General features: G+C 52.4%; 22 protein-coding genes and 1 tRNA gene. 17 read left to right on the forward strand and 6 right to left on the reverse strand.

The features are described 5' to 3' along the window. Window positions 1-550 precede the first annotated feature (550 nt). The 3 genes from ACMYSL_RS00530 (at window position 551) to ACMYSL_RS00540 (ending at window position 3,350) form a co-directional block, all read left to right on the forward strand. Window positions 551-1,456, forward strand: a complete 906-nt coding sequence (locus ACMYSL_RS00530) for a glycosyltransferase family 2 protein (RefSeq protein WP_434661087.1) — start codon at window positions 551-553, stop codon at window positions 1,454-1,456. Then, window positions 1,444-2,685 (forward strand): O-antigen ligase family protein, encoded by a 1,242-nt coding sequence (locus ACMYSL_RS00535; protein WP_434661089.1) that lies wholly within the window; start codon window positions 1,444-1,446, stop codon window positions 2,683-2,685. Before ACMYSL_RS00530 ends, ACMYSL_RS00535 begins: the two co-directional genes overlap by 13 nt. A gap of 83 nt (window positions 2,686-2,768) precedes the next feature. After that, a complete protein-coding gene (locus ACMYSL_RS00540; RefSeq protein WP_434661091.1) occupies window positions 2,769-3,350 on the forward strand; it encodes a shikimate kinase in 582 nt (193 codons plus the stop codon). An 84-nt stretch (window positions 3,351-3,434) separates the two neighbouring features. On the opposite strand, the gene ACMYSL_RS00545 is transcribed toward ACMYSL_RS00540, so the two are convergent. Beyond that, on the reverse strand, window positions 3,435-4,472 hold the full coding sequence (locus ACMYSL_RS00545; protein WP_434661092.1) for a virulence RhuM family protein: 1,038 nt from the start codon (window positions 4,470-4,472) through the stop codon (window positions 3,435-3,437). A 124-nt stretch (window positions 4,473-4,596) separates the two neighbouring features. Then, window positions 4,597-4,884, reverse strand: a complete 288-nt coding sequence (locus ACMYSL_RS00550; protein ID WP_434661093.1) for a SymE family type I addiction module toxin — start codon at window positions 4,882-4,884, stop codon at window positions 4,597-4,599. Between the two features lie 125 nt (window positions 4,885-5,009). Here ACMYSL_RS00550 and ACMYSL_RS00555 point away from each other — a divergent pair, with 125 nt between their 5' ends. Both ACMYSL_RS00555 and ACMYSL_RS00560 read left to right on the forward strand, forming a co-directional pair. Then, window positions 5,010-5,201, forward strand: coding sequence for a toxin-antitoxin system HicB family antitoxin (locus ACMYSL_RS00555; RefSeq protein WP_434661094.1), 192 nt, complete (start codon window positions 5,010-5,012; stop codon window positions 5,199-5,201). Window positions 5,202-5,227: 26 nt separating this feature from the next. Further along, a complete protein-coding gene (locus ACMYSL_RS00560; protein WP_434661095.1) occupies window positions 5,228-5,992 on the forward strand; it encodes a toll/interleukin-1 receptor domain-containing protein in 765 nt (254 codons plus the stop codon). Window positions 5,993-5,995: 3 nt separating this feature from the next. Here ACMYSL_RS00560 and ACMYSL_RS00565 read toward each other — a convergent pair. Next, window positions 5,996-6,090 (reverse strand) — tRNA-Sec (locus tag ACMYSL_RS00565). A gap of 294 nt (window positions 6,091-6,384) precedes the next feature. Here ACMYSL_RS00565 and ACMYSL_RS00570 point away from each other — a divergent pair. The 10 genes from ACMYSL_RS00570 (at window position 6,385) to ACMYSL_RS00615 (ending at window position 17,675) form a co-directional block, all read left to right on the forward strand. Continuing rightward, on the forward strand, window positions 6,385-7,779 hold the full coding sequence (locus ACMYSL_RS00570; protein ID WP_434661096.1) for a glycoside-pentoside-hexuronide family transporter: 1,395 nt from the start codon (window positions 6,385-6,387) through the stop codon (window positions 7,777-7,779). 13 nt (window positions 7,780-7,792) lie between these two features. Then, entirely contained in the window at window positions 7,793-10,111 is a 2,319-nt protein-coding gene (gene yicI / locus ACMYSL_RS00575; RefSeq protein ID WP_434661097.1) for an alpha-xylosidase, read from the forward strand. Between the two features lie 430 nt (window positions 10,112-10,541). Next, a complete protein-coding gene (locus ACMYSL_RS00580; protein WP_434661099.1) occupies window positions 10,542-12,113 on the forward strand; it encodes a BglG family transcription antiterminator in 1,572 nt (523 codons plus the stop codon). A gap of 10 nt (window positions 12,114-12,123) precedes the next feature. Continuing rightward, the gene (locus tag ACMYSL_RS00585) at window positions 12,124-12,594 is read left to right on the forward strand and encodes a PTS sugar transporter subunit IIA (RefSeq protein WP_434661101.1); all 471 of its coding nucleotides are present in this window, start codon (window positions 12,124-12,126) and stop codon (window positions 12,592-12,594) included. A 21-nt stretch (window positions 12,595-12,615) separates the two neighbouring features. Beyond that, on the forward strand, window positions 12,616-12,930 hold the full coding sequence (locus ACMYSL_RS00590; protein WP_004126741.1) for a PTS fructose transporter subunit IIB: 315 nt from the start codon (window positions 12,616-12,618) through the stop codon (window positions 12,928-12,930). Between the two features lie 23 nt (window positions 12,931-12,953). Further along, a complete protein-coding gene (locus ACMYSL_RS00595) occupies window positions 12,954-14,045 on the forward strand; it encodes a PTS fructose transporter subunit IIC (RefSeq protein WP_182235338.1) in 1,092 nt (363 codons plus the stop codon). A gap of 10 nt (window positions 14,046-14,055) precedes the next feature. Then, the gene (locus ACMYSL_RS00600; RefSeq protein ID WP_304254261.1) at window positions 14,056-14,907 is read left to right on the forward strand and encodes a class II fructose-bisphosphate aldolase; all 852 of its coding nucleotides are present in this window, start codon (window positions 14,056-14,058) and stop codon (window positions 14,905-14,907) included. An 80-nt stretch (window positions 14,908-14,987) separates the two neighbouring features. Further along, window positions 14,988-15,848, forward strand: a complete 861-nt coding sequence (locus ACMYSL_RS00605; protein WP_181484410.1) for a ketose-bisphosphate aldolase — start codon at window positions 14,988-14,990, stop codon at window positions 15,846-15,848. 64 nt (window positions 15,849-15,912) lie between these two features. After that, window positions 15,913-16,587 (forward strand): D-lyxose/D-mannose family sugar isomerase, encoded by a 675-nt coding sequence (locus ACMYSL_RS00610; RefSeq protein WP_434661104.1) that lies wholly within the window; start codon window positions 15,913-15,915, stop codon window positions 16,585-16,587. Between the two features lie 356 nt (window positions 16,588-16,943). Next, window positions 16,944-17,675, forward strand: a complete 732-nt coding sequence (locus tag ACMYSL_RS00615; RefSeq protein WP_181484412.1) for a MurR/RpiR family transcriptional regulator — start codon at window positions 16,944-16,946, stop codon at window positions 17,673-17,675. Window positions 17,676-17,810: 135 nt separating this feature from the next. Here ACMYSL_RS00615 and ACMYSL_RS00620 read toward each other — a convergent pair whose 3' ends face one another. Together ACMYSL_RS00620 and ACMYSL_RS00625 are read right to left on the reverse strand one after the other, a co-directional pair. Next, complete coding sequence (locus tag ACMYSL_RS00620; protein WP_434661105.1) at window positions 17,811-19,190, reverse strand: glycoside hydrolase; 1,380 nt, start codon at window positions 19,188-19,190, stop codon at window positions 17,811-17,813. 13 nt (window positions 19,191-19,203) lie between these two features. Further along, complete coding sequence (locus ACMYSL_RS00625) at window positions 19,204-20,763, reverse strand: PTS transporter subunit EIIC (RefSeq protein ID WP_182235332.1); 1,560 nt, start codon at window positions 20,761-20,763, stop codon at window positions 19,204-19,206. 595 nt (window positions 20,764-21,358) lie between these two features. Between ACMYSL_RS00625 and ACMYSL_RS00630 the strand changes: the two genes are divergently transcribed. Then, window positions 21,359-22,690 (forward strand): MFS transporter, encoded by a 1,332-nt coding sequence (locus ACMYSL_RS00630; protein ID WP_434661107.1) that lies wholly within the window; start codon window positions 21,359-21,361, stop codon window positions 22,688-22,690. Here the strand turns inward: ACMYSL_RS00630 and ACMYSL_RS00635 are convergent. Beyond that, a complete protein-coding gene (locus ACMYSL_RS00635; RefSeq protein WP_434661109.1) occupies window positions 22,662-23,354 on the reverse strand; it encodes an IclR family transcriptional regulator in 693 nt (230 codons plus the stop codon). The genes ACMYSL_RS00630 and ACMYSL_RS00635 overlap by 29 nt on opposite strands. A gap of 61 nt (window positions 23,355-23,415) precedes the next feature. On the opposite strand from ACMYSL_RS00635, the gene ACMYSL_RS00640 reads away from it, so the two are divergent. Beyond that, on the forward strand, window positions 23,416-25,674 hold the full coding sequence (locus ACMYSL_RS00640; protein WP_434661111.1) for an FAD-dependent oxidoreductase: 2,259 nt from the start codon (window positions 23,416-23,418) through the stop codon (window positions 25,672-25,674). The last annotated feature ends 8 nt before the right edge of the window (window positions 25,675-25,682 follow it).

Raw genomic sequence — 25,682 nt, forward strand, 5'->3', positions numbered from 1 at the left:
TCAGTAAGCTCCTGGGGACTCACTGCGTCGCCGCCTTCCTGCCACTCGAATTATTTAGGGTATAGTACGGGCTGATTTTTAAACTTAATCAGATCTGCAATAAGTAACGAATCGTGTCTTTTGGTAAAGAGTTTCGTTATTGATAAAAAGAAATAATTATCATTATTCCAAATGAGAAAATACGCAAGACCTGTTTGCCTGAAGGCTTGTGGACTTTTTTATTGCCCATAAATAGAAGTGGTGTAGCGCTTAATTAATATTTAAAAAAACGCTTTTACAGTATAACAAATTGTTGAGGTTGATTGATTTTTATTTATTGATTTGTGGCGTGAATGTATTGGTTTGTTATGTTGTTGTATATTCATGCTTTTATAATTTGTTATGAATGATTGTTGTTTTCTCACGGTTTTTTATCCTTCTTTTTACGCTTTGTTACTCCTTTCTGCGTTGAATCATTGGTAGTAAGAATAGAATCGGTCGCTTATTTCTAAGCTATATTTCTCCGCTTCCCTCAAAAACGATAAAGCCAGACTATTCAACGGGAGTGCCCATGCCCTTTTTGAGCATTATTATTACAGCGCATAATTGTGAGCTAACGCTTGCTGAGACGCTGGAAAGTGTGAAAAAGGCCATTGATTTTGAAAAGGATGTTGAAGTCATTGTGCTTAATGACAGCTCTTATGACAAGACGCAGCAAATTATTGAGCGTTATGCAGAGACGTTTTCTTCGGTTCAGATAAGAGAAGTTCAGCTGAAAAATGTCGGTAGAGTCAGAAATATTGCGGTGCAGATGGCCCGTGGTGAATATATCACCATGGTTGATGGTGACGATCTGCTTAAGCCGCGAAGCTTGCGCGATGCGGTGGTATTTCTTAAACAGCATCGGCCCGATTTGCTGCTGACGCACCTGATTGAAACCCGCAACCTCAGCGCTATCAATAGCAACTGGGCGGGCTTTTCGCCGATTAAGCTACCGCAGAATGAGGCCGTGCGTCGTTTTCTGATCCATAAAGACTTTCAGGCGCATTTAATCGGCCAGTTTATTCGCAAGGATATTTACCTCTGCGCGCCGATTCCATCAATGACCTGCTATGAAGACTTTGCCGTTTTTCCTGCTTTTCTGATGCATTCGCAGAATATCTGGTTTCAGAAAGAAGGGCATTATCACTACGTCAAACGGGCGAATAGCCTCTCCAGCGTGCTGGATAAAACAAAAATCCGCCATTTAATTAACTGCACAAAAAGAATGGAGAGAGTGTTTCCCTCTTCATTTCATTGGCTGGTATGTTGCCATTGGCTGGATATTTATCTGAAACATGCTCAGTTGTTAACTCATGAACAAATCAGTATTGTTGAAGAAAAAATAAAATCAACCTTATCTCCGGGGTTTTTTATGTCTCCTGACGTGAGATTAAGTTATAAGAAAAAGGCTATTCAGGCATTATGGAAAAGATAAACCGCAATATCTATACGCTAACAATAATACTGGCGGCAATATCGCTATTCTTCCTGCTGCTGAACTCTGCCCAGCAGCGAGTGTTTTTCTATCTGGCGATATATGCCAGTGTGCTGGGACTATTTCTGGAGAGGAAAAACTTTGGCGAAATACGCCTGAAGGTCGCCTTTCTACCGCTGATCGTTGGGGCGATGGAGATGCTATGGTTTCTCTTTTACGAGGTGAAGCACGGTCATATCAATCACTATAACGATCACTTTCTCGGTGGTAAAAAGCTGCTGCTTGGCAGCATCCTGGTGCTGTATCTGGATAGCTTTAAACATCATCTTCACCGCAACACCCTGAAGAAAATTTTCCTCATCGTTGTGGGTATTAGCCTGCTCCTGGCAACCGTATATGGTTTTATCCAGGAATGGCAGGGTATTTCGCGGGTTGAGATGGCGATTAATCGGCCTACGGTTGCCGCCTATATCTATTCAACGCTGTCGCTGGCGTTTATCTATGCGCTGTTTCAGCTACGCAAAAGACCGGCCTATATACTGGCTGTTGCGGTGATGCTTATCTCGTACCTGAATATTATCTTCACCGGTACGCGCGCGGCGATGGGGCTGTATCCAGTGCTGATCTTCCTGCTCACGCTGTTTAATTTCAAAAAGATTCAGCTCAAGCCGATGCTGGGCGTGGCGGTGGTGGTTCTCTGTATTGTGGGCATCAACTTTAACGCCCATATCAAACCGAAAATCACCCAAACGGTACATGAAATCTCGACTTACCAGACCGGTAATGACGATACGTCACTGGGCGCGCGTTTCTCAATGTGGACGGTAGGCATTTATAACGGCGTTCATAAACCGTTGGGGCAATCAATGGAGAGCCGCGAACGCTTGAGCGCCGATTATGTGCAGGATCATCCGGAGAATAAAACCGCGATGATGTACATTAACGTCCATCTGCATAACGAGATAATCGATACCTTTTCGCTACAGGGCGTGATTGGACTGGCGCTGATTTTGGGGTTTTATATCGGCGGCGCGCTGCTTGCCGTTCGGCGTAATAATCTGCTGCTGCTTTTTATTATGCTGTCGATGTTCGTTTATGGCTTGACGGACGTATTGTTGATCAGCGCTGAATTTGTCGCTTTCTTTATTATCCTGGTGGCGTTCAGTACTGTTATCACAGAGGACAATACTGCTCCGGCCTGTGTGGGGCAGTCGGGGAAGCGTGCCTGAAGAGTTGGGCTTGCGCAAAAAAACGGCTACTATCGCCGTATTCTGGTGAAAAAACAATGTCACAAGGACGCGAGAAACCAAAGATGAATACGCTATTTCTGATTGGCCCCGGCGGGGTGGGAAAAAGCACTGTTGGGGCGCTGCTGGCACAGGCGCTGGGTTATCGGCTTATCGATCTTGATAGTCAGTTTTGCGAGCAGATTTTAAATATCCGCGAATATATTCAGCGTGATGGATACGAAAGCTATGTGCGTGAGAACGCCGCGCTATGCGCTCGCCTGCTGGCAGATAACCCAGATGAAAAACGAGTGGTGGTGCTGTCTTCGGGATTTCTTGCTACTGACGTCTGCCCGGAGATTGTTGCCAGTAATCGGCAGCTTGTGCGACAGGCCGGGTATTCCATACTGCTGCTGCCTTCAGAAGATATCGATATCGCTATGCGCATTGTGGTTGAACGCCAGCTGGCACGCGGTTTTGGCCTGGTCAGAGAAAAAGAAGAGGCGAAGTTCCGCCAGCGTTTTAAGGAGTATTGTGGATTAGCCGATTGCTGGGTGGTTTCGTCTGAGGAGCCGGAGAGGGTCGCGGAGCGGGTGGGAGAGAAAGTGGTTGCGGATTGCACAGGCCTACAGATAATCTCAGATCGCGTAGACCGGGCAAGGCGCTAGCCGCCGCCCGGCAGAAATGCGAGCACAATGGATAAAACAGGTTTAGCCAAATAATTTTTTTCGTGAGGATTGGGATCCGCAGTGCTACTTTTTAGGCTCTGTTTTCCACCGTAGCAAAGCAGCGATATCCTTCTCACCTTCGGCTTCTTTTAAGCGCCGTTGCTGCTCAGAATACTGGCTATATTCCGCCTGTGCTTTTTCATCCGCCATTTGCTTACTGACTTTACCTGCGCCTTGCAGAACCTCGCGGTCGTTAAATTGCAGAAACTGATCCAGCTTATCCTGCCAGTCGCGTAAAAAAACCTGCTGACGACGACGGGCCTGATCCTCGGCAAAATCCAGCCACATGTTAACCACGCGATTAAGTTCGCTGACCTCATCCTGAGTGAGATAATTTTTTGCCACCGTCACGTCACCCTTACGGATCTCTTCACCTTTATAGCTGGTCAGCCCCATATGCAGTTGGTTAGCGTCAGCACGTTGATGGATGATCTCAGCAGCGGTATGTCCGGTACAGGCAAAATGCAACTTGTTCTGGATGGTTTGAAAAAACTGCGTGGTTTCTTTTAGCGACGGTTGATAGTCAGCCGCTAATGCAAATATCTCTCGCACCCGCAAATAAACCCGACGCTCGCTGGCGCGAATATCGCGGATGCGTTCGAGCATCTCATCAAAGTAATCGGGTACAGCCGATGAACCAACGGACGGATTTTTCAGCCGCTCATCGTCCATCACAAAACCTTTGATCAGATATTCCTGGAGCGTCTGGGTGGCCCACTGACGGAACTGCGTGCCGCGAGGGGAACGAACGCGATAGCCAACGGCGAGTATTGCTTCGAGATTATAGTGCTCTATCTCCCTGGAAACCTGGCGCTTTCCTTCCTGGCGAACCATCCGGAATTTCCGGATGGTTGAGTTTTGAGCAAGCTCACCTTCAGAAAAAATGTTGATTAAATGCTCATTAATTGTCCGCACATCTTTAGCGTACAGATCAGCCATTGATGCTTGGGATAACCAGATTGTGTCCGACTCGAAGCGGCATTCAACTCGTACTTTCCCATCACCACTGGCAAATATAACGAACTCACCTGCTGGGGATGACGTTAAGTGTTCATTTGCCATATAGCCTCCGGGTTAACCTGCTTTGGCTCGCATAGTATGTCAGAAGAGCACAAATTTCATTAGACGGACGATTAACCCGGAGTCATTTGGGAGCAGCCATCCAGAAAGTGAAGATTTCCGGGCGTCAGACGAGTTGAAGCGTACTGTTAACGCTTTTAAAGGATTGCTGAATTTGCAGTAATTCCGCTCTAAGCATCTCTTCCTTATCGCTCTGCGGTAGCAGAACAATGCAACCATCCATTACCTTAACCGTGAAGTGCTTTCCGGTATCGAACCCAGCTGCGCGTAACCACTTGCCGGAAAGGGTGAGACTTGGTGTACTGGTGTCCCGACCTTGCGGGCGATATCCCACAATTAGGTGACGCTCTGTTCCGGAAACGGTAACGTCTGGGGTAGAATGCGAATCAGCCATAATCAACTCCTTGATAGTTGGTGTGGTTAGACGCTCTGGTGTGTTCGAGCACACCAGAGTGTTGCTAGTACAAGAGGCTTTTAGGTGGCCTCTTATATGTTGAGATTAAATGGATAGGTGGCCTCATGTCAATCATATCGCGCGAAAAAAAACCAAAGGGTGGTGGTCAGTCACCGCAGTTTAAAATGCGCATTGATCCGGCATTAAAGGAACAGCTTGATGCTGTGGCTGCAGAAGAAGGGGTGAGTCTTGCAAGCTGGTTGAAGGAGCTGGCGAGGGAGGCTCTACGAAAGCAAGGGATAGAACCTAAAGGATAAATTTAAACCAATCATACGGGGATTATATGTCAGTAGAGCCAGGTGCCTATGGAATAGTCAAAATAGAAAATGGTCCGAATAAAGATTGTATTGTCTATTATGATAATGATGAGTGGGATGATGATGATAATCATATGGCGGTTGTTTATTTCGGAGGGTTTTTAATTGTTCAGAAAATCCACCTTATATCTCATGAAGATCTTTCTTATGTTTCAATAAATGATTTAATGAAAAGAAAGGACGAACTCTATTTGAAATGTTCTCCATTCAATATCAATCGAAAAGAAATTGATTTAGACTCCTTAAACTTTAACCTTGCAGAGCTTCATCTTGTAGAGACGACATTATTGGAGAAAATTATGGATAATAGATATGAGAATAGACCCGAAGGGATAAAAGTTTTTATTTCACACTCATCTGTAGATAAACCTTTTGCAAGGTCGCTTTGCATGGATTTAGAAGATAATGGATTTATTCCATGGTTGGATGAATGGAATATTATGGTAGGTGAAAGTATTCCTGAGAAAATATCAATAGGAATAAAAGAGGCGGAATTTATTATTGTGATATTATCTAGTCATTCTGTGAATTCTAGGTGGGTTGAGACAGAATGGCAAACAAAATATTGGACTGAAATTGCAAAGGGAAGAATACATGTACTACCCATCTTATTAGAAGATTGTGAAGTTCCTGAGTTGTTAAAAACGAAAAGATATGCTGATTTTAGAAAAGATTTTAATAAAGGGTTATTAGAATTAACCACTTCGCTGAAGAGTCTCGCAGAAAAATAATTTTGGCGGAAGATCACAGGAGTTGAACCTGCCCGGGACCGCTGGCGGCCCCAACTGGATTTGAAGTCCAGCCACCTCACCGGAGATGACGATCTTCCGCGCCTCGATTGCTACATGGAGGCGGGGCGCATTATAGCTACTTTCCTGCATTAACCACATACCCCAACGCACTTTTTTACTGTTAAAACTGGACTTTACAGAACCTTCTTAAACAAATCCTTGCAAAATCCGTGGCTTACACTTTTATACACTCTTTCAGGCTACCGAGATCACATAAAACAAGAAACGTAATTTGATTATGAGATATCGCAATTCATCTTACTGCGCAGATAGTTTACAAATTCTGTAACCGGTACCAACAAGCGGTATCGCTGAGAGATGAGTGTGTTGTTATGAAAAATCATATTTTGTCCGTCAAAGAGAAGATTGGCTACGGCATGGGCGATGCCGCCAGCCACATCATTTTTGATAACGTCATGTTGTATATGATGTTTTTTTATACCGATATTTTTGGTATTCCTGCCGGCTACGTCGGCACCATGTTCCTGCTGGCCCGCGCGCTGGATGCGATATCCGACCCGTGCATGGGATTGCTGGCCGACCGCACCCGCAGCCGCTGGGGGAAATTCCGCCCGTGGATACTGTTTGGCGCGATCCCGTTCGGCCTCGTCTGCGTGCTGGCCTACAGCACGCCGGACCTGAGTCATAACGGCAAGCTGATTTACGCCGCGGTTACCTACACCCTGCTGACCCTGCTCTATACCGTGGTCAATATTCCGTACTGCGCTCTGGGCGGCGTCATTACCGACAACCCGACGCAGCGCATCTCCCTGCAGTCCTGGCGCTTTGTGCTGGCGACGGCGGGCGGCATGCTCTCGACCGTCCTGATGATGCCGTTGGTGAACTTTATCGGCGGCGAAGACAAGGCGTTTGGCTTTCAGGGCGGCATCGCAGTGCTCTCGGTGATTGCTTTTCTGATGCTTGCCTTCTGCTTCTTCACCACCAAAGAACGCGTCGAAGCGCCGCCAAGCTCCACCTCAATGCGTGAAGACCTGCGCGATATCTGGCGCAACGATCAGTGGCGCGTGGTTGGCTTGCTGACCATTCTGAACATTCTCGCGGTCTGCGTTCGCGGCGGCGCGATGATGTATTACACCACCTGGATCATGGGGTCCGCTGCGCTGTTTACTGTGTTCCTGACCACCTACTGCGTCGGCAACCTGATCGGCTCGGCGCTGGCGAAGCCGCTCACCGACTGGAAATGCAAAGTCAGCGTCTTTTGGTGGACCAACGCCATCCTGGCAGTGCTGAGCGTGGCGATGTTCTTCGTACCGATGGACGCCGAAATCACCATGTTCGCCTTTATCTTCGTGATTGGCGTGCTGCACCAACTGGTGACGCCGATTCAGTGGGTGATGATGTCCGACACCGTTGACTACGGCGAATGGTGCAACGGCAAACGCCTGACCGGCATCAGCTTCGCGGGCACCCTGTTCGTGCTCAAGCTGGGCCTGGCGCTGGGCGGCGCGCTGATTGGCTGGATGCTGGCCGGTGGCGGTTACGACGCCGCAGCCAAAACCCAGAACAGCGCCACCATCACCATCATCATCTCATTGTTTACCCTCGCTCCGGCGGCTTGTTACCTGCTGAGCGCGGTTATCGCTAAACGCTACTACACCCTGAAAACGCCGTTCCTGAAAAAGATGATGGCGGAACTGGCTCAGGGCGCGCGTCGCAACGAACACGACTTCACTTCAGCGCCGACAGGCAAAGAATTGCAAAACTAAGAGGAAGCTATTGATGAAAATCAGTGATGGAAACTGGCTTATCCAACCAGGGCTCAATCTGATCCAACCCGTGCAGGTGTACGAGGTTGAGCAGCAGGGTAACGAAATGGTGGTCTATGTCGCGTCGCGCGAGGTCCGTGAGCGTGCCGCTCAACTGGATACCCCGCTGTTTACCGTGCGCTTCTTCTCCCCGCAGGAAGGGGTGATTGGCGTGCGCATGGAGCACTTCCAGGGTGCGCTGAACAACGGCCCGCACTATCCGCTGAACGTCCTGAAAGACGTGAAGGTAGAGATTCAGAACGGCGCTGAAGTTGCCGAGCTGAAGAGCGGTAACCTGACTGCCCGCGTGACCAAAGGTGACTTCTGGTCGCTGGATTTCCTGCGTGACGGCGTGCGTATCACCGGCAGCCAGCTGAAAAACGACGGCTATGTGCAGGATACGAACACTAATCGCAACTACATGTTCGAGCGCCTGGATCTTGGCGTCGGCGACACGGTTTACGGCCTCGGCGAGCGCTTTACCGCACTGGTGCGCAACGGTCAGACGGTCGATACCTGGAACGAAGATGGCGGTACCAGTACCGAACAGTCGTACAAAAATATCCCGTTCTATCTGACTAACCGCGGCTACGGCGTGCTGGTTAATCATCCTGAGCGCGTCTCTTTCGAAATCGGCTCCGAGAAAGTCTCTAAGGTGCAGTTCAGCGTCGAAGGCGAGCATCTGGAATACTTCGTGATCGACGGCCCGACCCCGAAAGAGGTGCTGAACCGCTATACCCAGTTCACCGGACGTCCGGCGCTGCCGCCAGCCTGGTCTTTCGGTCTGTGGCTGACCACCTCGTTCACCACCAACTACGACGAAGCGACGGTTAACAGCTTTATTGACGGTATGGCGGAGCGCGATCTGCCGCTGCACGTGTTCCACTTCGACTGCTTCTGGATGAAAGCCTTCCAGTGGTGCGATTTTGAGTGGGATCCGGTCACGTTCCCTGACCCGGAAGGCATGATTAAGCGTCTGAAAGATAAAGGTCTGAAAGTCTGCGTGTGGATCAACCCGTATATCGGCCAGCGTTCGCCGGTATTTAAAGAGCTGCACGAGAAAGGCTACCTGCTGAAACGTCCGGACGGTTCGCTGTGGCAGTGGGATAAATGGCAGCCGGGTCTGGCGATTTATGACTTCACTAATCCGGAAGCCTGCGAGTGGTATGCCAACAAGCTGAAAGGCCTGGTGGATATCGGTGTTGACTGCTTCAAGACCGACTTCGGCGAGCGCATTCCGACCGACGTGCAGTGGTTTGACGGCTCCGACCCGCAGAAAATGCACAACCACTACGCCTTCATCTATAACGAGCTGGTGTGGAACGTGCTGAAAGAGACCGTTGGCGAGAAAGAGGCGGTGCTGTTTGCTCGTTCTGCCTCGGTGGGCGCGCAACAGTTCCCGGTGCACTGGGGCGGCGACTGCTACGCCAACTATGAATCCATGGCGGAAAGCCTGCGCGGCGGCCTGTCGATCGGCATGTCCGGCTTTGGTTTCTGGAGCCACGATATCGGCGGCTTCGAAAATACCGCGCCTGCCCACGTCTACAAACGCTGGTGTGCCTTCGGCCTGCTATCGAGCCACAGCCGTCTGCACGGCAGCAAATCCTATCGTGTGCCGTGGGCTTATGATGACGAGTCCTGCGACGTGGTACGTCACTTCACGCAGCTGAAATGCCGCATGATGCCGTATCTGTATCGTCAGGCGGCGCTGGCCAATGAGTTCGGTACGCCGATGCTGCGCTCTATGATGCTGGAGTTCCCGCATGACCCGGCCTGCGACTATCTGGATCGTCAGTACATGCTGGGTGATTCCGTGCTGGTCGCACCGGTGTTTAGCGAAGCGGGCGATGTGCAATTCTACCTGCCGGAAGGCCGCTGGACGCACTTGTGGCGTAACGACGAAGCGCAGGGTAGCCGCTGGCATAAGCAGAATCACGATGTGCTGAGCCTGCCAGTTTACGTGCGCGACAACACCCTGCTGGCGCTGGGCAACAACGACCAGAAGCCGGACTACGCGTGGAACGAAGGCACCGCTTTCCAGCTGTTCAACCTCGACGATGGCCGCGAAGCCGTCTGCCAGGTTCCGGCAGCGGACGGTTCGGTGGTCTTCACGCTGAAGGCGAAACGCCAGGGCAACACCATTACCGTTAGCGGTGAAGGCGATGCCAGCGGCTGGACGCTGTGTCTGCGCAATATCCCGCAGGTTGCGGGCGTGCAGGGTGGCGCTCAGGCGGGCAGCGAGCTGGGCGCAGTTGTCACCGCGCAGGGCAACGCGCTGACGATTACGCTGTAAGGTTTTTCTATCCCGAAGCACGGGTTCGCAGCCATCTGCGGACCCGTAGCCGTTTCAGTTTATCCTTCCCGGTGGCGCTGCGCTGACCGGGCTACGGGTTCACAGCCGTCTGCGGGCTGGTAGCCCGGACAGGCTTGTGAAGCGCCGCCTCCGGGGATGCACTAAAGCTAAAGGCGATTAAATATCCCTTGGTATATTCTTGCGGTAAATTGAGATCGCTATCACGTATATTTCTTTCTGAAATGTGATCTGAATTATAATTATTCCTTAATGCCTCTTCTCGTTTTATTTCTGTCCGGATGTCCGGACACGATTTAGTATTGTTGTTTACTCCCTGCCTCCTTATATTTATCCTCAATGATTTATGTAGAGCTCGCGTCGTATCGCGATGTCTGCCTGGCATTAATCTGCTATGCAAAAAGGGTAAATAATGCAAATGATTACCTCACGACAGAACAGATTATTGAAATTTCTCCTGCCCCGGAGAGAATACGTTACGTTAATGAAAATCGCTGAATATTTAAATGTTTCAGAAAAAACGGTTCAGCGCGATTTACGTTTTTTACAGCAGTGGCTCTCTGAGTGGAAAATTATTATCGATAAGCGCTCAGGTACTGGCGTGATGTTAATCGCTGATAATGTCACCGACCTGCTGCAATTAGACCAATTACTCAGTAATGAGGGCGAAGATAGCGATGTGATGATGAATAACTCCCGGCGAGTGAAAATCGCCTCGCAGTTATTAAGCGAAACACCGCTGGAAACCTCAATTAATAAACTGTCGGAGCGCTATTTTATTAGCAGTGCCTCTATCGTTAATGATCTGAAAATTATCGAGTCATGGATCACCCCGCTAGGTTTAGCGTTGATCCGCAGCCAGAGCGGCACGCATATCGAAGGCAGTGAAACCCGCGTTCGCCAGGCGATGGCGTCGTTAATTAACGGCGTAATTAATCACAACGAACCCGGCTGTATTATCCATTCCCGCCTGGATTCAGGAAGCTATAAAGCGCTGGTCCATTATTTTGGCGAGGAAGACGTTTTATTTGTTCAGTCATTATTACAGGAAATGGAGCGCAGGCTGTGCTGGTCGTTAGGTGAACCGTATTATGTCAATATCTTCACCCATATCCTGATCATGATGTATCGCATTACTCGCGGGAATGCCTTACCGCGCCGGGAACAGGGAAATCAGCTCTTTGATGAGACTGTTTTCAGCGTGGCGCAGAATATGCTGCAAAAAATTGAAGCGCGGATCGTCCATTCGCTACCGGAAGATGAGGTCTGGTTTATTTATCAATACATCATCTCATCCGGCGTGGTGGTTGAAGAGCGTGATGATGTCAGTATGGCGCGTTACATGCACTCGAGCGACGAGGCCCGGCTGGTGACCAGCCGTCTGATTAACGCTTTTTCAGCCATGATTGACATCGATTTAACCGCCGACAGCGCATTATACGATGGCCTGCTTATTCATATAAAACCGCTGATTAACCGCCTTAATTTTCGCATTTATATTCGCAACCCTCTGCTTGAGGATATTAAAGGTGAGCTAATGGATGTCTGGCCGCTGACCCAGCGCGCGGTGAATCAGGTCTTCAGCGGCTGGGGAGAATGCGCGGTTTCCGACGACGAGATTGGCTATTTAACCGTTCATTTCCAGGCCGCGATGGAAAGACAGGTCGCCAGCAAACGCGTTCTGCTGGTCTGTTCGACGGGAATTGGCACATCACACCTGTTGAAAAGCCGGGTGCTAAGAGCATTCCCCGACTGGACTATTGTCGGCGTGGTATCGGCAGGGAACCTGCATACCCTTCAACCGCAGGATAATATTGAACTGGTTATTTCGACAATAAATCTGCCGGAAATCAATCTGCCGGTGGTTTATGTCAGCGCATTTTTTAATGATGCCGATATCCGGCGGGTTACGGAAAAAATCGTCACCGATAAATTACATCAAGCGGCAATCTCTGCTGTAGATAATGAAATTTTATATCCATGAGGTAAAGAATATGGACATAACCAGGATTTTAAACACCAAACGCGTTTTGTTAAATATGCAGGCCACGAATAAAGCGGAAGCTATCGAGGAATTAACCGATTTATTGCAAAAAGATGGTGCGATAAGCTGCCGTGAAACCTTTATTCAGGATGTCTGGCAGCGTGAGTCAGAAGGCTCAACGGGGTTTGAAAATCATATCGCGATCCCTCATGGAAAATCGTCTGCTGTTATTAATACCACCCTCGCTATTGGCCGCACCCAGCAGGATATTGCCTGGGAAACGCTGGACGGTAGCCAGGTTCGCTGCATTATTTTATTCGCCGTGCGTCTTGAAGATCAAAATACCACCCATATTCGCCTGCTGTCCCAGGTCGCCGGGGCGCTGGCGGATGATGACATTATTGAACAACTGCTCGAAGAAACCAGTCCGCAGAGGATTATTGACTTGTTTAGTCAATATGCCGAATCGGATGCTTACTAACAATAACTATCGGAGTCCGAGATGAATATTGTCTGTGTTGCCGCCTGTACCGCGGGGATTGCTCATACTTATATTGCACGTGAGAAGCTGATTAAAGGCGCGAAAGCGTTGGGTCACAATGTCAAAGTCGAAACGCAGGGGACTATTGGTACCGAGAATGAACTTGCGGCGGAAGATATTGACGCCGCAGATGTGGTGATTCTTGCCATTGACGTGAAAATAAAAGGTGAGGAACGTTTTAAAAATAAACGGATTGTCAGAGTGAAAACCGAAGTGGTTATTAAGTCGCCGATTCAGTTTATCGAAAAGGTCGAAAAATCCCTGGCTAATGCCTGATCCTTAATCTGGAGGGATCTACCATGAGTGAGAATAAAATTCCCGTCTCACAGGAAATTAAGAAGCATTTATTAACCGGTATTTCATGGATGATACCGCTGATCGTCGCCGCTGGGATCTGTATCGCGCTTGGGCAAGTGCTTGGCGGGACGAACGTTGGTGAGAAAACCGGCACCATTCCGTGGATGTTAAACCAAATTGGCGGCTGGGGCATGGGGCTGATTGTGCCTTTGATCTGCGCTGCCATCGCTTACTCCATTGCTGACCGCCCTGGATTTGCGCCGGGTTTGATTGTCGGTTTTGTCTGCGGGCAAATTCACACCGGGTTTATTGGCGGTATGCTCGGCGGCTTCCTGGTCGGCTACACGGTGCTGGCGCTGAAGCACTATATCCGGCTGCCGAAGTCGATGCAGGGGCTGATGCCGATCATGGTGCTGCCGGTGTTAAGCACGGTGATCAGCGGTTTGCTGATGATGACCCTGATTGGCAAGCCGATCGCCTGGCTTCAGGAAGCATTAATCCACATGCTGGAGTCGATGCAGGGCGGCTCGCGCTTCCTGCTGGGAGCCATTCTTGGCGCCATGGCGACCTTTGACTTCGGCGGCCCGGTGAATAAAACCATGTCGCTGTTTGCCGATGGTCTGCTGGTCAGCGGCGTCTACGGCCCGGAAGCGGTGAAGTTTGTCGGTTCGATAATCCCGCCGTTCGGCATCACCCTCTCGTTCCTGCTGACCCGGCACAAATATACCCGCGCCGAACGTGAAGCTCTGAAGGCCGCCTTCCCAATGGGGATCTGCATGATCACCGAAGGGGTGATCCCGATTGCCGCCCGCGATCTGCTGCGCGTCGTGGGATCCTGCGTGGTGGCGTCGGCGGTAGCCGGTGGGCTGATCATGACCTGGGGCGTCGAGAGCCCGGTGCCGCACGGTGGAATGTTCGTCGTACCGCTATTCACCCATCCTCTGCTGTTCTGTCTCTCCCTTGGGATCGGCACGGTGATTTGCGGCGTAATGCTGTCGCTGTGGAAAAAGCCGGTGACCGAGCGTGATGAAGAGTTCGATGAGCTGAGCGACCAGAAAGTCAAAGACGAAGAGATCACCTTTACCCTCGAATAAAGGAGGCCCTATGTTTGCCGACATGAAAAGTATGGTGACCAAAGCCTGGCGCGAACGGTATGCCCTGCTGGCGATTAACTGCATGAACCTGGAAAGCGCCCGTGCGGCGGTGCGCGTAGCGGAAAAATATCGTGCGCCGATTATTCTCAACCTGTATCAGGGGCACCTGTCGCACTTTCCGGCCTCTAGCGCAGCGGCGGTAGTCAGGGTGCTGGCGGAAGAGGCGAGCGTTCCCGTCACGTTAAGCCTTGACCACGGTAAGGACCCGATCAAGATTCGCCAGGCTTTCCGCGCCGGATTTAGCGGGCTGATGATTGATGCTTCAGCGTTCGCGCTGGAGGAGAACATCCGTCAAACCCGCGCGGTGACCGAGCTGGCCGCCAGCGTTGGGCTGTGCGTGGAAGGCGAGCTGGGACATCTGGCGGATGCGCCGCGCTACGACCAGGCCACCAATGCCGATTTAATGACCCAGCCGGAGGATGTGACTCCCTTTATCGAACAGACCGGGATCGACCTGCTGGCGGTCTCCGTGGGGACGGCGCACGGCATGTATGCCCCCGGTGTGAAGCCAGCGCTCGATTTCGACCGTCTGGCGCAGCTACAGCGGGTGTCGTCCGTCCCGCTGGCGCTACACGGCGGGAGCGGCACGCCGTTCGATCAACTGCAACGTTGCCCGGAGTTGGGCGTCGCGAAAATCAACGTTGGGGCGGCGGTGTTTGAAGCCGGAAAAGCGGCACTGCTGCATACCCTGTGCCACGACAGCTCCATTGAGCTGGCCGACGCGCTATCGGTGATGGAGCAGGCCAGTGCAGACGCCATCGTCCCCTATTTACATGCATCCGGCTCAATCAATAAAGCCTGATTAAATTTCAGTAATGCCTTCTATGCCAGCGCATATCTGCCCTGGCAGGGCTTACTACACCCTGAAACTGGAGAATAACGATGTTAGTTTCAATGAAAGAATTACTTAAACCGACCCGTGAACATGGCTTTGCGATTGGCGCATTTAACGTGGCGGATAGCTGTTTTATTCGCGCTGTGGTGGAAGAGGCGGAAGCAACAAATACCCCAGCGATTATTTCTATCCATCCCAGCGAGCATGATTTTGTTGGCGACGCGTTTTTTAGCTACGTACGGGATATCACTATGCGCAGCCGCGTGCCGTTCACTCTGCATCTGGATCATGGCGCATCGGTCGAGCATGTCCTGCGCGCTATTCAGTGCGGCTTTACGTCGGTGATGATCGATGGCTCGTTGCTGCCTTACGAAGAAAACGTGGCTCTGACCACCGAAGTAGTGCGGTTGGCGCATGCGGTGGGTGTGTCGGTTGAAGGGGAGCTGGGGACTATCGGCCAGACCGGTACTTCCGTCGAAGGCGGTGTGTCGAAGGTCACGTATACCGACCCGGCCCAGGCGGAAGATTTCGTCGCCCGTACCGGCGTGGATACGCTGGCGGTGGCGATTGGTACCGCGCACGGCATCTACCCGAAAGGGATGCAGCCGGAACTGCAAATGAACATCCTGCGCGATATCGCCGGACGTCTGTCGATTCCGCTGGTGCTGCACGGCGGCTCGGCTAACCCGGATGCGGAAATTGCCGAGTCCGTGACCCTTGGCGTCGGCAAAATTAATATCTCCAGCGACATGAAATATGCCTATTTCCTGAAAGCGCGCGAAATTCTGGCGAAAGAAACCTGGTGGGATCCGAACGTGATTTACCCGGAACCGATTAATGCTGCACGGGAAGTGATTCGCCACAAAATGAAGCTCTTTGGTTCAACCGGCAAGGCCAGCCTCTATTAATACCCCAACGAGGCGGGGTAACCCGCCTCGACATTCACATTCTGCGGCTGAAGCGGAGTCGACAATGAAACGTTCACAGATTAATTATGCGATTGATAAAGCCCATGCCATCGCCGAAACCTTTCGCATCTGCTTGCCCGAGTTCGCTGGGTTTACTGCCGATTTCTGGTCACAAAAGCGGGCGGAAGAGTGGCAGGAAGTGCGTGATTTACAGCTTGGCTGGGATATTACCGATTTTGGTAGCGGCTGTTTTAATGAAACCGGCCTGACGCTGCTGACCCTGCGCAACGGCGCGTTATCCGATGCGCGCTACCCCAAACCGTATGCCGAGAAAATGTTGCAGATTCAGCAGGATCAACAAACGCCATGGCATTTTCACTATCACAAGATGGAAGACATTCTGAATCGCGGCGGCGGCCACCTCTGCATGCAGCTGGCATGGGCGACGGAGGAGGAGCAACTGGATGCTCAGCGCAGCGTGAGCGTCGCGGTTGATGGCTGTCAGCGCACGCTGAAACCGGGCGATACCCTGGTGCTAAAACCCGGGCAGGGTGTCTGTTTGCCACCCATGCTCTATCACCGTTTTTGGGCCGAAAACGCGTTGGTGATGGGTTGGGAAATATCGATGGTCAACGATGATAAGCGCGATAACCGATTTCTGGAAGTCAGCGGTCGCTTCCCAATCATTCAGGAAGATGAACCGATGAAATGGTTATTGTGCAGTGAGTATGGGCGTTGAAAAGCGGCCATGATGACTGATAATACAACCCTCCTCCCTGGAGGGTTGAGACTGATGACAAACTTGATTTAGATAAGGTGCCGTATTCTTGTCGGGTGGCGGCTGACGCCTTACCCGACCTACAAAACCAGTAATATCATCAAGCTATGCACTTCCCGTAGGCCCGGTAAGGCGCTAGCCGCCACCGGGCAATTCCACAAGAACGAACTTTGTCAGCAATCTGAACCCTCCTCCCTGTTAGGATTTTTTATTCCATTTTGTCGAAAAAAGTAACGTTCATTTCATTCTGGTGATTCATCCCACAGACACTATTGCCGCCAGGTGATAGCGTAGTTTGCCGCTGAGAGGAGCCCGGAATGGATTTAGAAAATATCTTTCGTGACGTAAAGCTAAGCAAAACCGAGATGACCGTGCTGCGCTTTATCCAGAACGATCCTGAGCAATGCGTTCGCGAGGGGGTCCGCGCCGTTGCGGAGCACTGTTATAGCAATCCCTCTTCGCTGGTGCGGCTGGCGAAAAAGCTGAAATTCAGCGGCTGGTTGGAGCTGGTCTATTTTATTAAATTCAATATCACCATGCCCAAGCTCGATGTGACCAATGATATTGACTATATGAGCATTCAGCCGGTGGAGCGCATAACGCCGTTGCTGGAAAGCCTGCAACATCACCGCATTTTGATTCATGGCAGCGGCTTTTCGCAGCTGATCGCCCAGTATATTTATAATAAATTTTTGGTGACCGGGGTGAATGCCAGCCTGGCGCTGTGGCCGGATTACGAGATCCTCGAGCAGAAGAATGCCGCCAAATTTGATTCGATCTGGATTATTTCCAAATCCGGGCGCAGTAGTTCGGCGCTGAACTGGGTGAAGGCGCTGGAGGGGAAAGAGATTAATCTGGTCTGCTTTACCGGCGATTATCAAAGCCCGCTGGCGCAGGCAGCGGATACGGCGTTTATCATTCACGACCCGCAGAAGTTCGATGACGATATTTACTGGAGTAACCCGTTTTTCGGTTATTGCATACTCGGCTTTGAGCGGCTGCTGAAGATGTGGTTTATGCAAACGGGTATCCCCGGAGGCGGCGCTTGACGCACCTGCCCGGGCTACAAAACCATTCCCGGGTTGCGGCGTAAACGCCTTACCCGGGCTACAAATTTACCGTCGTCTGCGATCCGGTAGCCCGGATAAGGCGTTAGCCGCCATCCGGGGAATTTAGCCGGGCGTTTATTGCCAGTCGGCGAACTGCTTATCATCGAGATAGGCTTCAACCAACGTTTTCGCCAGTGAATAAGAGCCAACCAGCGGATGCGCCATCAGCGCCCGGACCGCCAGGGATTTATCCCGCTGCAAAATGGCCGCCACCGCCAGCCGCTCATACTCTTTCACGTTGGCGATCATGTTTTTCTGCGCCGTTGGCACATGTTTCGGCGTCACCGGCTTCAGGCCGTCTTTGCTCAGGTCGCAGCTAATCTCAATCACATCGTCCGCACGCAGGAAATCCAGAGTACCGTTGTTGGGCATCGACACCACGATGCGCTTGGTGGTAGTGCTGTTGACGGCTTCCAGAATATCCAGCGCCACGCCCGCATAGCCGCCGGTATCCGGCTCCTCGATAAACTGCTTTAAGGTCAACGGTTCGCGGGTGTGGAATTTCTCCTGCTGCGACTCGTTCTGCATGTAGCTGTTTTCTCTGCGTAAATAGTGCTTCATCCAGATGGTAAACGCCGCTTCCGGGTTGGCTTTTACGTCGATGGTTCGCAGCTCTTCGCGCATATCGTGATTGATGCGGGCAATCTGCTCGCCACGGGTTTCCGGCGCGTTCTGAATCGCTTTTAACGCCACTTCACGATAGTAGTAATAATAGAGATATTCGTTGAGCAACTGCTTATCACACAGCTGGACCAGCTCCGGCGAAAAGTACTGCATCGCCGTTTTGCGGTATAAATCCGGGCTGGCGATCAGCCGCTCGGTGACATCTTCGCCGCGCACGGTGAAATGGGTAAACCAGGAGAAGTGGTTCAGCCCATAGCACTCGACGCCGAGGTCGTTCTCGTCGCAGCCGAGGATATCCGGCAGCTCACGGATAAGCTCCGATGGTGCATCGCAGATGCCGTACACCCGGCGCTTAAAGCCGGATTTGATAATCGCCTCGGTCACCAACCCCGACGGATTGGTGAAGTTAAATAAAATGGCGTCTTCAGCGGCGTGCTCTTCAATCAGGCGGCAGTAGTTAAGAATCGCCGGAATCGAGCGCATTGCCATAGCAAAGCCGCCTGCGCCAGTGGTCTCCTGGCCAAGGGTGTTATTTTCCAGCGCGATCCGCTCGTCGCGGATGCGGCTCTCATCGCCGCCTACGCGCAAGGTGGTTATCACATAGTGGCTTTTTTTCAGCGCTGATACCGGGTCGCTGGTAATGCTAAAGTGAATATCCGGGCGAATGGTATTAAACACATAGCGGGCGATTTCGCCAAATACGGCCAGGTTATCGGCAGAGCTGTCGAGAAATACCACTTCCTTTAAACCAATGCGGTGCGCGTTATATGCCAGAGACTTTGCCAGGAATGCAGAGCGAACGCCGCCCCCGCCTAATACGGTTAATTTCATAAATAACTCCCAATTAATTTTCTGCTAGCCAGCTATCAACCCGGGAACGAACCTGTCCCACTTTGACGCCGTAAATAACCTGAACTTCATTACGATTTCGTACTACGCCATTTGCGCCGGTGCTTTTTAATATGGCATCGTCAACCAGTTCCATATTATGAACTGCGACGCGCAGGCGGGTGAAACAGTTGTCGACGGAAATAATATTTTCTTTACCACCTAAGCCATTGATAATTTCATTAGTCACCGTCTGCGGTTCGCCCATTTTTTTACGATAATCCGCTTTGCTATATAGCTTCACGTTTTCATCGTCTTCACGACCCGGTGTTTTGAGATTTAGCTTAACCACCAGAGTGCGGAAGATAACGTAGTAGACGGCAAACTGACCGATACCGATAAGTACATAGCCTGGCCAGCGTGTTAAGGAAGCCGGTAGCGGCAGGTTGTAAATCAGGAATTCAATCAGCCCGGATGCGCCCCAGGGACGAACGGTAAAGATGTCGCAAATTGCCTGTGAGGCCGCGGTTAAGGTGGCGTGAATCACCCACAGCAGCGGTGACACAAACAGGAAGGTAAACTCAATGGGTTCGGTGATACCGGTCAGCATCGAGGTAATAATGGCGGGCAGCAGGATTGCTTTGGCCATCATTTTTTTCTCCGGTTTCGCCGTGTGGTAGAACGCCAGCGACGCACCGGCGAGGCCGAAGATGGTGGTCATTCCCTGCTGCGAGAAGCGCAAAGCTTCGTTCATCACCGGAGTGAGATCTGGGTGGCGCATATAGGCGAGGAAAATGGCCTGAGTACCGGAAACTACCTGCCCGTCGACGCTCAGCGAACCGCCGATTTGCGTGAGCTGGAACGGCGACCAGACGAAGTGGTGCAGGCCGGTAGGAATAAGGAATTTTTCGAAGAAGCCATAGACGAAGACCCCCGCCACGCCGGCGTTTTTCATAAACCCGGTCAGCGCCGCGATACCGTGGGTCATAAACGGCCAGAACCAGGTAAAGGCGATAGCATAGAAGATGACGACCGGCGTCATCGCCACCAGCGTTAACTTCGCGCCACCGTACATGGAGAGTGCGCCGGGCAGTTCGATGGTCGATACTTTGTTATGCACCCAGGCGATGGTGCAGCCGAGGATAATCCCGAGAAAGATCCCCATATCGACGACCACAAAGCCCAGTAGCTGAGTTTGTCCGGTACCGTAATATTCGCCGTTAATTTTTTCTGCGAGGCCGTTGGTGTGCTCCAGCCACGAATGGTTGGCACCGAGAAACATGATAAAGCACATGACCGCAACCAGCGCCACTTCGGTTTTTTTATCTTTCGCCAGGCCGTAACTGATGCCAACGCAAAATAATAAACCGAGGTTGCCAAATAATGGCCAGAAGGTGTCACCAAGAAGCTGCCCGAGCTGGTGTAAAAAGCTGGTCTCCGAAATTAATGTCGGGTTGGTTAAGACAGAACTGAGTGCCAGAATTAGGCCAATGACCGGCAAGAACAATACTGCGCCGATCATTGCCCTGGAGAATTTTTGCATATTCTCCATAATACGTTGGCGTATTACAGACATGGTTGTTCCTTTATTTTTGTAGGTTCAGGGACTTTAATTATTTTTTTGACTTCCAGTATTTTTGTTATAGCAAGTCCGCTATTTGAAAGGAACAGGTTGCGGGAAATAGGTACAAATAGCCGCAAAATGGCAACAGGTTTCATCTGCGGGAATATTACCCTCATCCCATCCCTCTCCCAGGAATCTGTCTCGAGTCCGGTGGAATAGAAGCTGCTGTAGGAAGGCTGGTTCAAGTTACAGGATATGGTTGAAGGATACAGACTGGCGAAGTCTGTTGATCAGAAGGTCCGATCAAGTGACAGCCCGAAGGGAGAGGGAGAAAGCCACACTCGCGCACGATACCGAAAGACCGCACCCAGCGGTCCCCTCACCCCTTTGGGGAGAGGGTTAGGGTGAGGGGGCATACTCCGAGCCAATGTTTATCTCTTCCTCTCCAGCGCCTGAAACCGGTTTTATTTCTGTACAAATTTAAGGGAGATCACACTTCTCCGCATCCCACTTTGCATCTCGCCAATTGTTTCTATAAAAGAAACAACAACAGCAATGATATGACGCCTCGTACCTTTTAAAACCTTAAAACTATGAGAACACCTCTATGTCAGAACAACCGATAATAGGATCAACCGCCCGTTCGACCGGACGGGTACGCTTCTTTGTGCTAGGCCTGGTGTTTATTAATATTATTATCAACTACATGGACAGAACTAACCTCTCGGTAGCGGCGACGCAGATGTCCGGCGAGCTGCAGTTTACCCCGTTACAAATGGGGCTGATCTTCTCGGCATTTGGCTGGATCTACGCAGCCCTGCAAATCCCCGGCGGCTTTCTGATCGACCGCCTTGGCTCCCGCCTGGTGTACGGCGTTGGGCTGTTTATCTGGTCATTGATTACCGCGCTGCACGCCGTGGCGAACAGCTTTGGCGCTCTGGTTGGCCTGCGCCTTGGCGTTGGCGCTTTCGAAGCCCCGGTGATGCCGTCAAATAACCGAGTGATCTCCAGCTGGTTCCCGGAACAAGAGCGCGCCACGGCCATTGGTATTTACTCTTCCGCACAGTTTGTGGGTATGGCGCTGATGACGCCCATTCTGTTCCATGTTCAGGATCTGTTCGGCTGGCGCGGGCTGTTTCTGATTACCGGTGTGGTAGGGATGATCTGGGGCGTGCTGTGGTACTGCGTGTACCGCGATCCGCTGGATCATAAGACGGTATCGAAAGCCGAGTTGGATTATCTGCGCGAAGGCGGGGCGGTGCTGGAAAGCCGTGAAAACGCAGCCAAACGCCCGTTCAGCTGGCAGGATCTGGGGCTGATGTTCAAAAGTCGTAAGCTGATTGGCATCTATTTCGGCCAGTTCACCATCTCGGCCACCTTCTGGTTCTTCCTGACCTGGTTCCCGACCTATCTGGTGCAGTACCGCCACATGGACTTTATTAAGTCTGGCTATGTCGCCTCGGTCCCATATCTGGCCGCCTTCGTCGGCGTGCTGCTGGCCGGATTTGTCTCCGACCGCCTGATCCGCCGCGGCGTCTCCACCAGCTTTGCCCGTAAAGCGCCGGTGATCCTCGGCATGGCGCTGACCCTGTTCATCCTCGGCGCCAACTACACTGATAACCCGACGCTGATCATCCTGTTTATGTCCATCGCCTTCTTCGGCAACGGCCTGGCGACGATTACCTGGGTATTCGTGACCGCGCTGGCGCCACGTCATTTGATTGGTCTGGCAGGCGGGGTATTCAACTTTACCGGCGCGCTTTCCTCCATTGTGGTGCCGATCGCCATCGGTGCGCTGATCGACGGACACAGCTTCGCCCCAGCGCTCGGCTTCATCGCCGTACTGGCCTGCCTGGGGATCTGCTCTTATCTGTTCGTGGTCGGCAAGATTGACCTCGACGGCGACAAAGCTATGCCGTCAGCCGATCGCAAAGCGTAATGAGTTCGGCTAGCCGCTCGGCCGTCTGCTCTGGGGTGTAGCCATACATCCCGGCAAAAGCCAGCGCCGCCTTGTGCGAACCGAACTGAATCGGCTGAGAAATGGAGAGCTCGCCATCATCGTGCGGCCAGACCACGTGGCCCTGCTGACGCTGCTGCTGGAGATACGGCGCGATGCCCACCATCTCCTCGGCGCTGAAACGCTGGGATAGCGCTTCGTCGTCCTCGGCTGCCAATAGCGCAAGACCGATGACCGATTGGCTGGCCGACATCATATGAAAACCCGCCAGCGCCTGGCTGATATGGCTGCCGGGGCGAGAGTGGAAGATGTAGATAACCTGGTCCTCCCACAGGACGCCCATCGCCACCACGATATCTTTCGGGGCGTAGGCTTCCAGCAACGGGAGGGCCTTTGAGAACAGCGTTGAACCGCGAATCGCTTGGGCGGCCAGCGCGTGAATACCGGGACCGGGCAGATAGCGACGCTGTTCGTCCTGCGTGGTCAGACCGATTGCCGCCATGGTCATCAGCAACCGGTTGACGCGGGTGGGGTTAATGTCCATCAGGCGTGCCAGCTCGCGACAACCGATAGCCCGATCGCTGGAGACCAGATATTGCAGACAGCGAATACCGTCGATAAGGCTTTGATTAGGTTGAGACGACATAGCGAGATCCCATTTTTTAAAGACTGTTATTTTATCGCCAGAAAGGCAGGAATTACAATTTATGCAAATTTTCCAGCACACCCATGAACGTGATTTCCCCCACCAGACCCTGCGTACCGATCTATTCGTCGCCGGCGGTGGCCTGGCCGGGCTATGCGCCGCGCTCGCCGCTGCCCGAGACGGTTTGCAGGTCGTGCTGGCGCAGGATCGCCCGGTGCTTGGCGGCAACGCCTCCAGCGAAGTACGGCTGTGGGCCAACGGCGCCACCTCGCATATGGGCAACAACAACCGCTGGTCACGCGAAGGCGGCATTATGGGTGAAATCCTTGAGGAGAACCTGTGGCGCAACAAAGAAGGTAACCCGATGATGTTTGACCTGCTGCTGCTGGATCTGGCGCAGCGCGAGAAGAACCTCACCCTGCTGCTGAACACCGCCATCTACGCGGTCAAGCGTGAAGGTCAGCGCATTGCCGAAGCCACCGGCTTTAACGCGGTCAACGAAACCTTCTACCATATTCAAGCCACGCAGTTCTGCGACGCCACCGGCGACGGCGTGCTGGGGCATCTGGCGGGGGCTGAGTATCGCGTCGGCGCGGAAGATGCCGAAGAACTGGGCGAAAAAATGGCCCCCGGCGACAACTTCGGCCACAAGCTCGGCCACTCTATCTATTTCTACACCCGCAAAAGCAGCGGGCCGGTGAAGTTCGTGCCACCTTCTTTTGCCCTACAGGATATTGAAGCCATTCCGCGTTATAAGCGTCTGACCTCGACGCTAAACGGCTGCGATCTGTGGTGGCTGGAGTGGGGCGGTCGTCTCGACACCGTGCATGACAGCGAACAGATTAAATGGGAGCTGTGGAAAATCGTCTGGGGGGTGTGGAACTACATTAAAAACTCCGGCGAATTCCCGGAAGCCGAGAACCTGACCATCGAATGGGTTGGCTCCATCCCCGGTAAGCGCGAGAGCCGTCGTTTTATCGGCGACCATCTGCTGTGCCAGCAGGATATCATCGAGCAGCGTGATCACTACGATGCGGTTGGCTACGGCGGCTGGTCCATCGACCTGCATCCGGCGGACGGCGTCTACAGCAAGCATGACGGCTGTCGCCAGTTCCACAGTAAAGGCACCTATACCATTCCGTACCGCAGCCTCTACAGCCGCTCGCTGGATAATCTGTTTCTCACCGGCCGTCTGATTTCCGCCTCTCACGTGGCCTTCGGCAGCGCTCGCGTGATGTGTACCTGTGGGCTGCTTGGCGAAGTGGTTGGTCGTGCGGCGGTCCTGTGCCAACAGCATCAACTCAGCGCACCGCAACTGGCGGAAGCTCAGCATATCGGCAAGCTTCAGCAACATTTGCAGCAGACCGGCTGCTACATTCCGCGCCAGCGCCTGCTTGACCCCGCGCGCGGCGCGCGAGTTTCCGCCAGCAGTGAACTGGTGCTGAGCGCTCTGCCGGCCAGCGGCCGCTGGATGACGCTGGACGAACGGATGGCGCTGCTGCTGCCGGTGAAGGCCGGAGAAACGCTGCCAGCCCTGCGTTTTATCCTGCGCGCCGAGACCGCTCAGCCGGTAAAAGTCAGCCTGTTAAGCAGTCAGAAGACCGCGAATTACTGCGCCGACATCCTGCTCGACGAACAAACGCTGACGGTACAGGAAGCGGGTGAATACAGCGTGGAGTTTGGCTGGCAGAGTGACGCCGATCGCTACCTGTTTATCGCCTTCGAGCACAACAGCGAGGTTGAAATGGCGCTGAGTGATTTGGCGCTGCCGGGCATTATGACGGTATTTAACAGCCAGAACGCCCGCGTGGCGAAGCATCCACGCCAGGTGGTTGATGGCGACTTTGGCGTAGAGGCGTTTGATTTCTGGGTACCGCGCCGCCGTCCGCATCAGGTGATGCCTGCCGTGCGCTTTGCCACGCCGCTGCGCTGTTATGATGTGCAGAACCTGCTCAACGGTCGCCTGCGTCCAGAACAGCAGATTAACGGCTGGGCCCCGGCGCTGGACGATGCCGCGCCGCGACTGATCTGGGAGTGGGACGCGCCGCAAACCGTACAGTCGCTGACGCTGATGCTGGATAACGATGTTGATAATGCGATGGAAACCGTGCAAATGGGACACATGGAGTCGGTGACGCCGCACTGCGCCACCCACTACCGTCTGTGGGCGGACGATGTACTGATTGCTGAAGCGAACGACAATCATCACTCGCTGTGCCAACATACACTGAAAGCGCCGCTGACGGTGTCAAAAATCACCCTTGAGCTGGTGAAATCGGCTGGCGCGGTGCCAGCGGTCTATTCGCTGAACGTGAAATAACGTGGGAG

Origin of the sequence: Klebsiella sp. MISC125 (assembly GCF_051131775.1) — a bacterium.
Taxonomy (GTDB): Bacteria; Pseudomonadota; Gammaproteobacteria; order Enterobacterales; family Enterobacteriaceae; genus Klebsiella.

What these genes read in the sequence shown, in the direction of transcription:
- ACMYSL_RS00605 (WP_181484410.1), top strand. Translation starts at nt 14,988, where the DNA reads ATGTTAGTTTCAATGAAAGAATTACTTAAACCGACCCGTGAACATGGC.
- ACMYSL_RS00595 (WP_182235338.1), top strand. Translation starts at nt 12,954, where the DNA reads ATGAGTGAGAATAAAATTCCCGTCTCACAGGAAATTAAGAAGCATTTA.
- ACMYSL_RS00540 (WP_434661091.1), top strand. Translation starts at nt 2,769, where the DNA reads ATGAATACGCTATTTCTGATTGGCCCCGGCGGGGTGGGAAAAAGCACT.
- ACMYSL_RS00590 (WP_004126741.1), top strand. Translation starts at nt 12,616, where the DNA reads ATGAATATTGTCTGTGTTGCCGCCTGTACCGCGGGGATTGCTCATACT.
- yicI (WP_434661097.1), top strand. Translation starts at nt 7,793, where the DNA reads ATGAAAATCAGTGATGGAAACTGGCTTATCCAACCAGGGCTCAATCTG.
- ACMYSL_RS00550 (WP_434661093.1), bottom strand. Translation starts at nt 4,884, where the DNA reads ATGGCTGATTCGCATTCTACCCCAGACGTTACCGTTTCCGGAACAGAG.
- ACMYSL_RS00545 (WP_434661092.1), bottom strand. Translation starts at nt 4,472, where the DNA reads ATGGCAAATGAACACTTAACGTCATCCCCAGCAGGTGAGTTCGTTATA.
- ACMYSL_RS00615 (WP_181484412.1), top strand. Translation starts at nt 16,944, where the DNA reads ATGGATTTAGAAAATATCTTTCGTGACGTAAAGCTAAGCAAAACCGAG.
- ACMYSL_RS00625 (WP_182235332.1), bottom strand. Translation starts at nt 20,763, where the DNA reads ATGTCTGTAATACGCCAACGTATTATGGAGAATATGCAAAAATTCTCC.
- ACMYSL_RS00560 (WP_434661095.1), top strand. Translation starts at nt 5,228, where the DNA reads ATGTCAGTAGAGCCAGGTGCCTATGGAATAGTCAAAATAGAAAATGGT.
- ACMYSL_RS00635 (WP_434661109.1), bottom strand. Translation starts at nt 23,354, where the DNA reads ATGTCGTCTCAACCTAATCAAAGCCTTATCGACGGTATTCGCTGTCTG.
- ACMYSL_RS00610 (WP_434661104.1), top strand. Translation starts at nt 15,913, where the DNA reads ATGAAACGTTCACAGATTAATTATGCGATTGATAAAGCCCATGCCATC.
- ACMYSL_RS00585 (WP_434661101.1), top strand. Translation starts at nt 12,124, where the DNA reads ATGGACATAACCAGGATTTTAAACACCAAACGCGTTTTGTTAAATATG.
- ACMYSL_RS00630 (WP_434661107.1), top strand. Translation starts at nt 21,359, where the DNA reads ATGTCAGAACAACCGATAATAGGATCAACCGCCCGTTCGACCGGACGG.
- ACMYSL_RS00570 (WP_434661096.1), top strand. Translation starts at nt 6,385, where the DNA reads ATGAAAAATCATATTTTGTCCGTCAAAGAGAAGATTGGCTACGGCATG.
- ACMYSL_RS00530 (WP_434661087.1), top strand. Translation starts at nt 551, where the DNA reads ATGCCCTTTTTGAGCATTATTATTACAGCGCATAATTGTGAGCTAACG.
- ACMYSL_RS00555 (WP_434661094.1), top strand. Translation starts at nt 5,010, where the DNA reads ATGTCAATCATATCGCGCGAAAAAAAACCAAAGGGTGGTGGTCAGTCA.
- ACMYSL_RS00580 (WP_434661099.1), top strand. Translation starts at nt 10,542, where the DNA reads ATGCAAATGATTACCTCACGACAGAACAGATTATTGAAATTTCTCCTG.
- ACMYSL_RS00620 (WP_434661105.1), bottom strand. Translation starts at nt 19,190, where the DNA reads ATGAAATTAACCGTATTAGGCGGGGGCGGCGTTCGCTCTGCATTCCTG.
- ACMYSL_RS00600 (WP_304254261.1), top strand. Translation starts at nt 14,056, where the DNA reads ATGTTTGCCGACATGAAAAGTATGGTGACCAAAGCCTGGCGCGAACGG.
- ACMYSL_RS00535 (WP_434661089.1), top strand. Translation starts at nt 1,444, where the DNA reads ATGGAAAAGATAAACCGCAATATCTATACGCTAACAATAATACTGGCG.
- ACMYSL_RS00640 (WP_434661111.1), top strand. Translation starts at nt 23,416, where the DNA reads ATGCAAATTTTCCAGCACACCCATGAACGTGATTTCCCCCACCAGACC.